The sequence below is a fragment of the Vibrio sp. KUL80 genome, assembly GCF_059725495.1.
The window spans coordinates 197,707-211,678 of the sequence record NZ_AP045843.1 but is presented as its reverse complement, the minus strand read 5'-3'; the positions used below and the strand labels follow the sequence as shown (position 1 = coordinate 211,678).

Genomic DNA, 13,972 nt, shown 5'->3' with positions numbered 1-13,972 from the left:
ATTAATCCCTCTAATCTTTATAAAGCCCTTTAAATGTATAGGTGTTAAAATTTGGCACACTAATTGTATTCCTTGTTATTGTATACAATCGTAATGGAGATATATCAATGAACAAGGAATTTCCCGAAAGTCCGAGATTAAGTAATGCAGACTTAGCGCCGGAGAAGAAACAGAAATGGGGTTGGTACAGTATATTTGCGTTTTGGATGTCAGACGTTCATAGCGTAGGTGGTTATGTATTTGCAGCTAGTCTATTTGCGCTGGGACTCAATGGTATTCAGGTATTTATTAGCTTGCTAGCGGGCATCTCAATCGTACTGCTATTTGCTAATTTGATGGGTAAACCAGGGCAAAAAGCGGGTGTGCCTTTCCCGGTGGTTGCTCGTATGTCTTTCGGTGTCTTTGGGGCAAACATTCCTGCGGTAGTGCGCGGGCTTATTGCTGTCGTTTGGTATGGTATCCAAACTTATCTGGCATCTAGCTCCTTCATCATTCTGCTCCTTTACTTTTTCCCAAGCATGGAGCACCTATCCAACAATGAGTTTATCGGTCTGTCCTATCTTGGTTGGATCGGCTTTAGCTCCATGTGGTTATTGCAAGCTATCGTATTTATGTTCGGTATGGATATGATTCGTAAGTTGATCGACTGGTCAGGTCCTGCTATCTATTTGGCTATGTTTGCCTTGTGTGCATACATGATCAACTTAGCTGGCTGGGAAAACATCAGCTTTAACCTAGGTAAAGAAAGCCTACTCGGTAGCGATGCCATCGTGCAGATGCTAATCGCGACAGCGCTGGTCGCGGGTTATTTTGCCGGCCCGACTCTTAACTTCAGTGACTTCTCTCGTTATTGCACCAGTTATAAAGAGCTAAAGATAGGTAACATTCTTGGCTTGCCGGTTAACTTTATTCTGTTCTCTCTGTTTGCTGTAGTTATTGTATCGGCTTCGATCCCTGTATTTGGTGAGATGATTGTCGATCCAGTAGAAACAGTGAAGCGCTTAGATTCTGGAATGATCACTGTACTGGGTGCACTGACCTTTATCTTCGCCACCGTCGGTATCAATATCGTAGCTAACTTTGTAGCGCCGGCATTTGATTTCTCAAATGTGTCACCTCAGAAGATTAGCTTTAAGACTGGCGGCTTTATTGCAGCGTTCGGCTCTGTACTTCTTACGCCTTGGAATTTGTTTAACAACCCTGAGGTTATCCACTACACGGTTGATGTGCTTGCTGCCATGATTGGTCCACTTTACGGCATTATCATTGTTGATTACTTTATTCTGAAGAAGGGAGAGATCCATGTACCCTCTTTATATACTGAGTCTCCACAGGGGCAGTATTGGTATAAGAATGGCATCAATATGAATAGTGTGTATGCGCTGGCGGTATCCAGTGTAGTTGCCATCATAGCCGCGTTCTTTATCGATGGACTAGCCAACTTCGCACTATTTATTGGTGGCCTTACGGCAGCGTTTACCTATCGGTTCCTTATGCAAAAGCGCACTGCTTGGGCTGGCCAAACTCGATTGGCCAAGCAATCTTAATGTGATTACTCCCAGTCCCTGGGGGGAGGGTTTACAGCGAAATTGGTGACTACTCACCGCCCTATTGGGCGATGCTTCTTATTTCGTTAGCCGTTGCTCGATAGTATCGAGACTTAAGCGGCTTCCATAAGCAGAGACGATTGCCCAACCGCCTTTAATTCCAGAATGCCTTTGTCGCGGATATTCAGGGCGGCATTTAAGTCGCGATCTATATCCGTTGTGCCACAAGATGGACAGTCCCACTTGCGAACCGATAAGGGCATTTCTTCCATTTTATGACCGCAACAATGACAAGTTTTAGAGCTGGCGTACCACTGATCGAGCTTTACTAGATGCTTACCTTCCTCTTTCAGTTTGTACTCTAGCCTAACGACAAAGCTATGCCATGAGGCATCCGCTACGTGTTTCGCCAGTTTGCGGTTTTTCATCATATTGGCTGATTTCAATGTCTCAACTATCACCGCTTGGTTTTCGTCAACGAGAGTTCGAGATAGTTTGTGTTGAAAATCAGCGTAAGCGTTCGCTACTTTTTCATAGCATATAGCAACAAACAAGCAAACCTTAGGTCTATTTTGTGCTTTTGCCTTGCGGGACAACTGACGCTGCTTGTCTCTAAGTTTGTTCTCAGCGCGTTTTACCAATCGTGGATTAGCTGTCTTTCTGCCGTTCGACTCAATGCAAAGTGAGATAGACCTAGATCAATGCCCGTAACCTTGTTCACCGAGTGACACGAGCTAGACGCTTCGAGTCCATAATCAAAAAGAACTTACCCGTCTTGCTCAAGCTGACAGTGATTCTCTTAACCTTGCCTGTGATCTCACGGTGAATGATCGCCTCCACTGGTTTCATTTTCGGGAGTTTGATTGCACCATCGAGTGCCTTCACATCAACGAAGTCATAGCTAGAATACTTACTATGTCTTCGCTAGAACTGAGGATACTTGGTTTTTAATTTTGGGCTGAAGAAACTATGGAAGGCATGGTGGAAATTGTCTATGAGTTTGCCCAGAAATAGATTGGGCAGCAAATAAACAACATCCATCCCATAAGTCAACATTACATTAGTTTCACTACAATATACTTGCTAACAGTCTGTTTTACTTAGCTTTTGTTACACATCTGCCATGGAGATATAAGGGTTGTTTATGATAGTGTTCGTGGGTTTTGGAATGGAGGTCACAGATTTCCCGCTACAAAACTCTTCAACTCATATAAGGATAATAATTCAATGAAACGTCATGCGGTCGTCTTTTTAGGGCTTTTACTCGTTGGGTGTAGCCCAGAAAAAGAGCCTGATTCACCCCCACCGCCAAATAGTGACTTAGTTTGTCACGATGTAGAGAATCTCGAAGTATGTTTGCCGGACACTATGTCGGTCCGAGGCGGTCAGTTAGTTGAGTTACCACTCAATAAATCTGATGAAATCCATGTTGAATGGAATGCAGTTATTGATAACTCACCAGTTCTTATACATTCTGTAGATACGACTAACTATGGTTATTTCGTTGCACCAGGTAGCAATGGAGAACTTCTTGTTACTGCAACTGTTTTTAAATCTGGTCAAGATGCAGAGCCTTTAGCAGAAATTGACGTTCCGGTTACCGTAGAAAGTAAGTCACCGCTAGCTACTGTTCATTCTCCTGCTATCAGCAGTCTAGTTGACAATAACAAACTATATGTAGAGTGGCTTCCCGCTGTTTTTGATGGCGAAGTCTTGGAGTCCGTTACCTATCAACTTTATGTGGCCGACCCAGTAGATCCTCTAACTATTTATGATCGATTCGATTTCAATGACAACTACGGCACGGTTGATGTTCGTCATGGTGAAGATTATGTTCTCTATCTTGCCATCGAAGGGCCAAACGGTGTTTCTATGTCTAACATTGTTGAGGTGAACACTCCTGAAAATGCCCCGGAAGTAAGAGATATTATAGAACGTTCACCTACTAGGTTTGAGGATTTACCTATACCGACTGAGGAGCCAAATTCACTAGTCGCATTTGGTAACGACCTTTACACAGTTCGAATCGGTAAAGATGAAGACGAAGAAGAATACCTGTATTACGGAATGACGCTTCCTTTCGAATTGTTTAGCGATGATTCTCCATTGTCTGTCATTGTCGTTGATGATTCGCTTGATCCCGATGCTGAGGCTGCTCTATTAAAGAAGGCAATTCGAGAACAACATAGTATCGATAACCGCCAATTCAATAATGGAGCACTACTATTAACTTTTCCTGAAGATCGTATTTTAAACGAAGGGTCTGAGCTGGATCTGAAACAAGGTAGGTCGTTTTGCATCAATAATGGTGGTGATTCGACCATAGCATTGCAAATGTGCGCTGAGATCTCGCGCCGTTGTTGGGTTGAGAACATTTTTACTAGCAAAAATCTGGTGAATGGATTTTGCACTCATTCAGCCAGTGGTGAAGCATCAGCTGATATCGCGCAAGCCAAGTTTGGGAAAGTATTTCAATTCTCGCCTACCAAACAAGTGGTTGCACTGACTAAAATTCCTTTAATTGGTGAAAAGCTAGAGCGTTTTTTTGCAGGCAAAACCGTGGAGTTGCTAGAGGTAAAGCCGGGGCCTGGCATCGAGTTTGAGTTTGATTTAGGTGTCGGCGTTGAGACGGGGATAACCATCGCGTCATCATCGACATTACGCTTTAGGTCTGATTTACGCTTTTTCCCGGTTACAAGACTAAAGCTAGATTTGGAAAATGTGCCACTTGGCCATAACGGCACGAATATTGATTTTACCAGCCCGTTTGATGGTATAACAAACGTTGCGCCACACAATACAATTGAATCATCTCTTAAGATAGGTCTTGGTCTATATCCAGAATTTAAATTGGCCGGAATGGGTATAAAGGGGCGTGCCGCTGGCGCAGCAGAAACTATACGTAAACAGTATATTTTAGAAGGTGCTGAGCGAGAAGCCTTTGAGCGCGCTACTTCTACTATCGGAGGCAGCGTTGATCTCTTTTTGGAGCTTGGTTTAAAAGCCGAAATATCGGACGAAGTGCTTTGTAATGGCTGCAATTTATCAATAGAAGCTTCCGTAGACTACGAAACACCCAGAGTAAAAATGTACCAACATCCTTTTATACCGATAATAATGACGACAGAGGAAAAAACATATCAATGCGTACGACAAAATAATATATACAACCCACCAGATAATACGACAATTAGTCACTATCATTACGGACGTCTGGTTCATGGGGACTTTTTCAGTAGAAAAGAAAACCGAAATTTTGATCTTACTTTGCCAAGCTCGGTAGATGTAAGGAAAATAAAACACTTTTATTATGACGATAGGAAACCACAGACGGATGCTCATTCAACGGTTGTTGCAGTAGGTGATCACCAGTTGCTTGAAACCCTCTACTATCATGATTCAAATGAACAGAATCAAGGTGGTGAGCTAAGAATGGAGCTGAGATTAAACAACGATAATGCGTTATCTCGCTTCTTCCCGATAATCACCCAAGCTATCGAATTTGCAGACTCTACATCAAATGGTGTAGAGCGTGGTTCTCCATTGTGCTGGAATACCTATGAGCCTTGGACTGATCTTGGTAAGCAATTGTTACCCCTAAATGTTACCAACCCTTACGCTGTCAATTAATCGTCGAAAACTTAGAAGTGTTGACTTGCCCCCTTCATAAAGGAAGGGGGTTCTTAGTTCGCCCGAGTCAAATCGAGTCAACAGGCCTTCACGGGATTGGATTACTCCAATCCGCTCCCTAAGTTAACCCCGCCAGTCCGGCGGTTGCTATATTCTGTGTTGCATTGATGTCGTGGTCATTGGTACGTTCACAATCAGGACAGTTCCGTACGAAGACGGGTGCGCGAAGCAGGAATCCCTGAACATTGGTTATATGATTTTGTTACCTGCTAGATCTTCAATAGAACCATTTTTCAGATTGACATAGAAATGGTCAGCCGGCTGCGCTTCGCTGAACTGGTGATAGATACGAGAAAAAGCTGCAAATTTGGTTTTTATGTCATTTAAAGAACAGTCGGTCATTTTAATATCGCGACCTGCCGCTGGGTTACCACCAACATAATCCTGAGCCCAGTCAATATTACTAAGATCTCCATCGGCATCGTGCAGCTTGAAAGATTCCATTAAGATTTTAATTGGGATGAGCTGGGTATAGTTAAGATCTTCAAGTGCGATTTCATCTGCATTTCGCTGGTATAATGTGATCAGACACAACTGATCGAAGCTGATTTCCATCAACTGATTTCGAGACAACAAGAATTGTTCACAATGTACATCAGCAGCTTCAATTGCCTGCGTCATGTCATCGGCAGTACCTGAGGTGTGCTCTTCAACGAAGTCGATGATCTCATTATCAGAAGTCTCAGCCGTCATTCTTTCAACCAAGCCGACAATTTCTTCATTTTTTAGGTTGTAAACAAGCTTTGATAATACTAATGTCCAGAATAAAGGAGTACGATTATTGGCGAGAAGCAACATGTCTTCACCCCATTGAGACATCAAACGAACATTCATCAGCACATCGAGGTGTTTGAACATGAAATCGCGATAGTTGGTCGCATCAAGCATTTTTTTCCAAGGCACTTCGGCACCGACAAACTCACGCCATTCAAGCTCCTCTTGGTAATACGGGAACAAGGTATCAAAATTCCGGACATCCTCGATAGTTTTGGTTTCAATCTCAAATAAAGTATTAGAATGGCAAGTAACAACCTTGTATGAGGGGCTGTAAGCCGCTAGTGAAGGGGATTGGACGTTGATGAGCGTACCTTTGCTATTTTGGTAGTGGCAAGTGTCGTTCACATGAATGTGTCCCGCAAACTGTAATTTTACTCCAGCGTCAATAACGCTGTCGCTAGTGTCTGAATTTGGGACTCGCTTATCATTGTATGAGCTGTCGTCAAATAAGTAGAAGAAGTCGTTGGCGCTGCTATTGAGGTATTCTGTTGATGGATAATGGCTGAAAACAATTAAGGTCTTGCTCAGCTCATCGGCCCGGCGGTTAACTTCAGCTAGCCAATCGAAAACAGGTTTTTTGTGTACTTTGCCATCCTCCCACCCGATTGAGTCATGAGACCAGTTGCCGTCTTCTTTAGGAAGATATACGTTCATGTCAACAGAGCAAATCCAAAGGCCTTCAATCGGTTCTGCTAGATATGTTGCGTCTGGACACCATGTTTCTGTGCCGTCTGCCCCTTTAATATACAGCCCTCTCTCCTCGAATTTTTCAGACCCCCACGGTGTTTCATAGTAAAAGTAGCTGTCTTTGCTTTGCAGGCCATATTGGCTAAGAGCATGAAACATATGATCATAACCGCTCCCAAACATACCATCTGTCTGGTGCTGGGCTACAGTCACATTGCTCGGAGTAAAATTGCGGTCTGGATCACTAGTGACTTCAATGCTGGCGCCAACATGATTTAGGAAGTTTTTTGTCTGGTGGTCACCATAAGGCCTCACTGGATCGTGGTTGCCATTAGCAATAAAAAATTCAAACCCGTATTTCTCAACATAAGGTTTAACAACACGGTTGAATCCTTTGAGTGTATCAACTTGTCCATCGTCAGAGAAATCACCTAAAAGGCAAATATACTTGATATTTTGTTGGCCTAATTCTTCGAGAGCTTCAATAAATGCAAAGTAATTTTCATTGAACATGCGAGTTGACTCAACAGAATCTTGCATGCTGCGGATAGTAACTTCGCTGTTAAAATATGAAAAATCATAGTCACCAAAAACATCATGAAAGTGAACATCTGCAAGCATAGCAACTTTAACGCCCGAAATATCGGGTTTGCCGTCTGATAAACTATCACTATTACAGGCGGTTAATAACGATGTCGATGCTACAGCTGTACTTACGCTAGCCATTCCACCTAAAAACGCACGGCGGGAAACACTCTTATTGATACACATTTATTAGTTCTCGTTTAAAAAAATCACACTTTATTTTTGGTGTATTTCATAGAAATTAAAGAAATGCTTCATTTTTATGAAAGTAAAGTAGTATCTCTATTTAGTTGATTTTTATCAAATAAGCTTCAATTAATTTTAATTGTTTTCTTAATAAAGATGAGTTCAGAAGTGAAGTTCAATTGCTAAAAACTGAACCGTTGCTTTAAGTGTCTGACCCAACTTCGGGAATTTATCTTCTGCATCCGTGGTGGTTTTAAAACTAATTTCCATAGATTCACAACATTGTGAATACAACGTTCCACCTCATTATTCCTCAAGGGAATCGAGGCTTGTTTGGTCACCCGATGCGATGAGGCCAAGACAGGGGAAACTTTCGTTTGGGCTTCACTTTACTAATAGCACCGACAGAAAATGTTGTGCCATACTGCTCTCAAAGTAGTGATTGTATTTTTTGAACGCTTAACATCGATAGGTGGGTCAACTTTAAACTTGCGTTAACAACAGTTGAAAAAGCAAACCTAAAAAAAATACCCTCAAAACTGTGAAGAAAGTAGAAAACCATAGTTATGAGGGGCAAAGCAATTCATTGAGCGTTTTCCTTTCCCAAGGGCTCAATGACAGGGGGCTTTTAAAGAGAGTCATTATGTGAAGTCACAGTAAGATATTAAAACGATATTTTGATTAGATAAATTACGTTCTTTTATATTTTACTAATGATTTTTAAATGAGCTAAATCTTAGGCGAATAAAGCCTCATATAGTGTAAAAATAGTACAGAGTATAGCTATAACATTGCAAAATATAGGCAGCTGAAACAGCGAGCTATCCAACAGAGCAGTTTAAACCGGGAACTGATCTTCGGTGAGCCTTCGTAAGACACCGCTAGTCGTGCTTTTATTCGGCGGTCTTGAGATTACCTCTACGTCCATAACCAGGCCTATTTCTTGGAATTCGATCGTTAGGCAATGTTGTTCTAGTGTTTACTATTACATTAAGTACTCTCTTTTCTACACCAGCGATGCGTTCTTGTCTCCATCAGATGCCTGAAGTTTCCATTATTCAATACATCGTCTAGCTATTTATACGATGACTAAAAAGACAAGTGCAATAGAGACGGACGACAGCTTTTCATCAGTGAAGACGGGGTCTTATGGGTATATTGTGGGCGTTTTAATGGGGAAATTGTAGAAAATCACGATAGTGTGATATAATTACATTTATATCACACTATGTTAATGAAACGCGCTGAAATGAACCGACAACGAGTGCCTACGGCAAAACAAACTCAGGTGACGCTGTCACAGTTAAAATCTCAGCAAGATACCGTCAATAAGTGGCAAGAAAAACAACAGCAGCTTGGCCGCTTCAAACTTAACTTTCCCGATCTCAGCGAGAGTTTTGCGCCAGATTGGCCACTACTTCCTATGGTAAGAGCAAACTTACAGGCTTTTGAACAAAATCGCGGTGGTTACAGTGTGAATACCTTGAAAATGTTGGCGTTTGTAATTCGTAAATGGGATGAGTATTGCAAAACTGAGTCGCTCTATAGTTTTCCCATTAATGAATGGGTGCTTCTAAACTGGTTTAAGTGGCTCAAACTAGAATTTAACGTCAAGATAAACAGCTTAAAACAGTATCGTGCACAGATAAGCTTGTTTCACAAAGTCATGGGCATTGAAGATATAACCAAGACACCGGCATTGACAAGTTTCTTTAAATCACTACTCAAGGACGAGATGGAACTGACTGGGTCGCAAGTGATTGAACTGCAGGCTAAACCGTTTCGAAGACATCACCTAGATAAACTTATGATACTGTGGGAGAATGAGTCCCTCGCAGTTCCGTATCGCGATTTAACCGTATTAACCGTCGCGTACGGTACGTTGCTACGGGAAAACGAAATTGGTAAAATCCGTAAAAAACACATTAACTTCATCGATAATGGTGACATAAGCATAGAACGTGTCACTTCTAAAACTTCTATCAGCCCCGAGCCTAAACGTTTAACAGGAAGATTTGCTCGAGTATTCAAGCGCTACTTTGAACGCTACTGTGATACTTTAAGTGATGAGGATTACGTATTTTGTTGGCTTACAACAAAGGGAAGTCGACCAGACGGTTATCGTCAAACCCCAATGTCGGGGATGACTGTTGATCGGATCTACCAACGTGCTCATAACAAATTAGAGAAAGAGGGTGACGTTGTAACATCTAGTAATGGGCACCGTTGTATTTGGAGCGGTCATTCTAGTCGAGTCGGTGCTTTACAAGATGGCTATGACGCTGGATTATCTTTAACCCAACTCATACAACTTGGAGATTGGAAGAGCAACGAAATGGTACTAAGGTACTTACGTGGTCTGAGTAACGATAAAAGCCCTAATTTACTATTGCAAGGTTAACTATTTGCTCACCGTCTGATTAACAGCCCATTCAAAGCGCCCAGTCAGCGTATACTAGACATCAAATCAATATTACGTCTATCGAGAACGATTACGCATTAACCAATCTATTGGTGAAGAACACAGTGAATAAAGTGACATGAATGGTGGTTATACCCAAAGTCAACTGTGACATTCTCCCTCTATATACTCAATAGAAATTAAGATCCATTCTTAAATTCTATTGAGTAATATTGCTTTTTTTCCGATTTGTAAATCACTCATAAATAATAAATAAATTACCAATAGTGAATTACCTTGTTAAGCTAACTGTGGGTATCAATATACTATTAATATAATATTATTTTTAATAATATTAAACCGAACATTTATTGAAACACCATTTCAATAGGAGATCGCCATCACAATAGAAAATTAAAATTGATTAATTATTTTGATGAAAACATAAAGCTGTGCAAATATTTATTGAGTCTGTGAATATTTATAAGATCACTTATTCTAAACAGATGTTAGTTTTACCTCCCTTTATATTAGGGAATGCTCATTATTATTGGTCTATTTTAGCTTTCACTCGTAAACCCCTAATTGGTCACGATTTTAGCTACATGACTTCAATCTAGCTACCTAACGAACAGATTTATTGTTCAATAATGTTAAAGAGGTTAATGATGAAAACATCAACGCTTGTGCTTTGCTTAACAGCCTTGGGACTATCTCTATCTGTAAATTCTAAGACATTGACTTTAGGTCACTCGATGAACCTCGAGAGTGCGGCACACAAAGGCATGGTAATCTTTTCAGAAAAAGTTAAAGAAAAGTCAAATGGTTCATTGACGGTGCGTATATATCCAAATGGAATGCTTGGCTCTGAGCGTGAGCAAGCTGAGCAGGTTGTAACAGGCGCTTTAGACATGGCCAAAATTATGGGGTCATTGGCTGAATCCTTCGAGCCGACTTACAAAACTATTTCGCTTCCTTATTTGTTCCGAGATACAGAACATATGCATACCTTTATGAGAAGTAAAACTGCTGAAAAACTGCTGTCTTCTAGTCAAGGAAAAGGGTTCATTGGTGTGACTTTATATGATTCAGGTTCTAGGAGTTTCTACAGTAAAAAGCCGATTAAGACCCCAGATGATTTAAAAGGACTTAAAATTCGTGTCCCAGAGTCCCCTACGATGATTGAGATGATTCGACTACTAGGTGCAAAAGCTACTCCAGTACCTTTTACTGAAGTATATACTGCCCTGCAGCAAGGCGTGATAGACGCTGCAGAAAACAACATTCCAAGCCTTATCGAAATGAAACATTCAGAAGTCGCGAAATATTATTCAATGGACCAACACATGATGACTCCTGATCTGATTATGATTTCCGAAGCAACTTGGGGCTCGTTAAGTGAGAAAGAGAGAAATATCGTTAAATCCGCAGCCAAAGAGTCGATGGAGGAGCAAATCAATATCTGGAAAGAGATTGACTTGCACAATATCGAGCTTGGTAAACAAGCTGGTGTGAGCTTTGTAGAGGTAGATAAGTCAAAGTTTATAGAAAAGGTTCAACCAATGATTGATGCAGCTAAACAAAACGAAGCAATAGCGGGTTACGTCGAAGAAATTCAGAACCTATAAATACTGACTGATGGCCCATGCTTATGGGCCTTTTATGAGGTAATAAAGTGGTAAATTCAATTTTCAGTACTGTAAAAAGCCTTCTAGACATAATGCTGGTTTCAATATGTGGTTGTGCAATATTTATTCTTGTCACCAGCGTTTCTTGGCAAGTTTTTAGCCGGTACGTACTAAATGATCCTAGCTCGTTTACAGATGAACTATCACGCTACGTAATGATCTGGCTTGGTCTTTTCGGAGCCAGTTATCTTTTTGGTAAAAATGGGCATCTAGCTATTACTCTTCTTATTGACTCCGTAAACCAGCAATGGAAGAAGTACTTTCAGATCATGATTAATTTTATTTGTGGTACTTTTATCTATCTAGCAATGATTAAAGGCGGGTTACTGCTTATGAGCAGGACGATGCAACAGTTTTCGCCAGTATTAAATATTCCAATGTCTTACGTATACGCAATACTACCCATTTCTGGTTCTATTATGATCACCTATTTGTTAATTAATAGTGTTCAGGTTCTGAACCATCATAGGGAGAGGATTTAAATATGGACCTTACTGTTGGTTTATGGTTACTGGGTTTGTTTAGCTTGTTAATGGCCATCAGCGTTCCAATAGCTATTGCAATTGCTATGTCGTCATTACTTATCATGTTTACAATCCTTCCACCGGAAGTCGCTTTAATGACTGCCGGGCAGAAGCTCGTTACTGGCATTGATAGTTTTAGTCTGCTAGCTATTCCTTTCTTTATTCTAGCGGGCAATATAATGAATCGGGGAGGTATCGCCTCGAGATTAGTTGACTTGTCCAAGCTGTTAGTAGGGCGGATTCCCGGTGCCTTAGCTCATGTGAATGTGATAGCGAATATGTTGTTTGGATCTGTCTCCGGTTCCGCCGTCGCAGCGGCTGCCGCAGTAGGTAAATCGCTATCGCCAGAGCTGGAAAAAGAGGGATATGACAAGTCTTTTTCAACGTCTGTAAACATAGCATCTTGTCCATCAGGACTACTGATTCCACCAAGTAATTCTTTAATAGTATTCTCAGTTGTAAGCGGAGGCACATCTATAGCTGCGCTGTTTATAGCTGGTTACCTTCCTGGGATTCTCATGGGATTAAGCTGCATGATAGTAGCGTATGTCATCGCTAAGCGAAAAGGCTATAAGAGTATTAGCGCACCAAAAAGTCACGCTGAAAAACTCTCTATCGTCTTGCGAGCAATCCCTAGCCTTGGGCTGATATTTGTTGTGATTGGAGGGATTGTTGGAGGTATCTTCACTGCAACTGAAGGAGCATGTATTGCGGTTTTATACTCGTTAGGCTTATCTCTTGTTTATCGTTCTATTGGATGGCGCGAGCTAAAAGTCGTTTGTGCAGAAACCGCTGAGATAACAGGAATTATGTTGTTCCTGATTGGTGCCTCTACAATAATGTCTTGGGCTATGGCATTTACCGGCCTTCCTGTGCTGATTAGTGATTGGATGCTATCGATATCTGATAATCCAATCATCATTTTTATATTAATGAATGTGATACTTCTGATCGTAGGTATGTTTATGGACTTGACGCCAGCGGTGTTAATATTCACTCCAATTTTCATGCCTATCTCGACTCAGCTTGGAATGCATCCAGTGCACTTTGCAATGATGTTAATTTTCAATCTTTGTATAGGTATTGCAACGCCACCAGTGGGCACGGCATTATTTGTAGGCTGTAGCGTTAGTGGGGCTCGTATTGAAAGTGTCATCAAGGCTATAGTACCGTTCTGCGTAGTGTTAATATTGACTCTACTTGTGATCACTTTTGTTCCATCTGTCAGTCTGTATCTTCCAGGTCTTTTTGGGCTAATTTGATGTTGCTGTAGTCCCCGAACGAGGATCTACATGTGACTGCTCGCAACCGAAAGCTACATAAGAGAAGAGGTTATAGCGAGATCAGATATAGTTTCGACCGTTAAGAGCGTATCAAGCCACAGTAGTGGCATTCCAACGTGCAACAAATCAATTCTTGAGCAGGGTTGATATGACATTAGGCGTAAACTTGAGTATAAGCAGCAATAGAATGGTGGGATCGTTGTAGCTGTCCCAACTCAGTATACTGGCCAAGCATACCCTTGCTGTGATCATGTATCGAAAGATAACCAAAAAGTTCACGCGCGTTTTGAATGTGTTGAGTGCGGTTACACCAACAACGCTGATGTTGTTGGTGTACTGAATGCTTTAGAGCGAGAACATCGCTTGTTCACCTGTAAAGTGAGTAGTGCAGCAATGCCGCTAACAACCGGAACTTGCCATGAAAGTAATTTAGTATTCGCCCATGTGATGGGAATTCCCTCCCGAATTTGGTGGGGGATGTCAAGAATTCTTAACTCTCACTCAGGGTGAAAGGATACGTTACACTAGTGTCAGCATCTTTGTAAGCTGGCGGTAAACCCCATCTAACAATCAGCCAGGTGACACGGTATGTTGAGGGTATGTT

At 41.4% G+C, this 13,972-nt stretch carries 9 protein-coding genes; 7 read left to right on the top strand and 2 right to left on the bottom strand.

The genetic code is table 11. The features are described 5' to 3' along the window. The first annotated feature begins 107 nt into the window (after positions 1-107). The gene (locus AC6I8U_RS26185) at positions 108-1,547 is read left to right on the top strand and encodes an NCS1 family nucleobase:cation symporter-1 (protein ID WP_498019759.1); all 1,440 of its coding nucleotides are present in this window, start codon (positions 108-110) and stop codon (positions 1,545-1,547) included. A gap of 113 nt (positions 1,548-1,660) precedes the next feature. Here the strand turns inward: AC6I8U_RS26185 and AC6I8U_RS26180 are convergent, their stop codons facing one another. Beyond that, positions 1,661-2,188: an RNA-guided endonuclease TnpB family protein gene (locus AC6I8U_RS26180; RefSeq protein ID WP_498019758.1), complete on the bottom strand. Its 528-nt coding sequence runs from the start codon at positions 2,186-2,188 to the stop codon at positions 1,661-1,663. A 586-nt stretch (positions 2,189-2,774) separates the two neighbouring features. Between AC6I8U_RS26180 and AC6I8U_RS26175 the strand changes: the two genes are divergently transcribed. Then, positions 2,775-5,177: a hypothetical protein gene (locus AC6I8U_RS26175; protein WP_498019757.1), complete on the top strand. Its 2,403-nt coding sequence runs from the start codon at positions 2,775-2,777 to the stop codon at positions 5,175-5,177. 249 nt (positions 5,178-5,426) lie between these two features. On the opposite strand, the gene AC6I8U_RS26170 is transcribed toward AC6I8U_RS26175, so the two are convergent. Beyond that, on the bottom strand, positions 5,427-7,472 hold the full coding sequence (locus AC6I8U_RS26170) for a metallophosphoesterase (protein WP_498019756.1): 2,046 nt from the start codon (positions 7,470-7,472) through the stop codon (positions 5,427-5,429). Positions 7,473-8,721: 1,249 nt separating this feature from the next. On the opposite strand from AC6I8U_RS26170, the gene AC6I8U_RS26165 reads away from it, so the two are divergent. The 5 genes from AC6I8U_RS26165 to AC6I8U_RS26145 all read left to right on the top strand — a co-directional run bounded on the left by AC6I8U_RS26165 (position 8,722) and on the right by AC6I8U_RS26145 (position 13,878). Continuing rightward, complete coding sequence (locus AC6I8U_RS26165; RefSeq protein WP_498019755.1) at positions 8,722-9,873, top strand: tyrosine-type recombinase/integrase; 1,152 nt, start codon at positions 8,722-8,724, stop codon at positions 9,871-9,873. A 668-nt stretch (positions 9,874-10,541) separates the two neighbouring features. Then, the gene (locus AC6I8U_RS26160) at positions 10,542-11,501 is read left to right on the top strand and encodes a TRAP transporter substrate-binding protein (RefSeq protein WP_498019881.1); all 960 of its coding nucleotides are present in this window, start codon (positions 10,542-10,544) and stop codon (positions 11,499-11,501) included. A gap of 92 nt (positions 11,502-11,593) precedes the next feature. Next, complete coding sequence (locus AC6I8U_RS26155; protein WP_498019880.1) at positions 11,594-12,043, top strand: TRAP transporter small permease; 450 nt, start codon at positions 11,594-11,596, stop codon at positions 12,041-12,043. Between the two features lie 2 nt (positions 12,044-12,045). Then, positions 12,046-13,347 carry a TRAP transporter large permease gene (locus tag AC6I8U_RS26150; protein ID WP_498019754.1) on the top strand — a complete coding sequence of 434 codons (1,302 nt, stop codon included), beginning with the start codon at positions 12,046-12,048 and terminating at the stop codon, positions 13,345-13,347. Between the two features lie 216 nt (positions 13,348-13,563). Next, positions 13,564-13,878 carry a zinc ribbon domain-containing protein gene (locus AC6I8U_RS26145; protein WP_498019879.1) on the top strand — a complete coding sequence of 105 codons (315 nt, stop codon included), beginning with the start codon at positions 13,564-13,566 and terminating at the stop codon, positions 13,876-13,878. Positions 13,879-13,972: the final 94 nt, after the last annotated feature.

What these genes read in the sequence shown, in the direction of transcription:
- AC6I8U_RS26155 (WP_498019880.1), top strand. Translation starts at nt 11,594, where the DNA reads ATGCTGGTTTCAATATGTGGTTGTGCAATATTTATTCTTGTCACCAGC.
- AC6I8U_RS26185 (WP_498019759.1), top strand. Translation starts at nt 108, where the DNA reads ATGAACAAGGAATTTCCCGAAAGTCCGAGATTAAGTAATGCAGACTTA.
- AC6I8U_RS26150 (WP_498019754.1), top strand. Translation starts at nt 12,046, where the DNA reads ATGGACCTTACTGTTGGTTTATGGTTACTGGGTTTGTTTAGCTTGTTA.
- AC6I8U_RS26170 (WP_498019756.1), bottom strand. Translation starts at nt 7,472, where the DNA reads ATGTGTATCAATAAGAGTGTTTCCCGCCGTGCGTTTTTAGGTGGAATG.
- AC6I8U_RS26160 (WP_498019881.1), top strand. Translation starts at nt 10,542, where the DNA reads ATGAAAACATCAACGCTTGTGCTTTGCTTAACAGCCTTGGGACTATCT.
- AC6I8U_RS26165 (WP_498019755.1), top strand. Translation starts at nt 8,722, where the DNA reads ATGAACCGACAACGAGTGCCTACGGCAAAACAAACTCAGGTGACGCTG.
- AC6I8U_RS26175 (WP_498019757.1), top strand. Translation starts at nt 2,775, where the DNA reads ATGAAACGTCATGCGGTCGTCTTTTTAGGGCTTTTACTCGTTGGGTGT.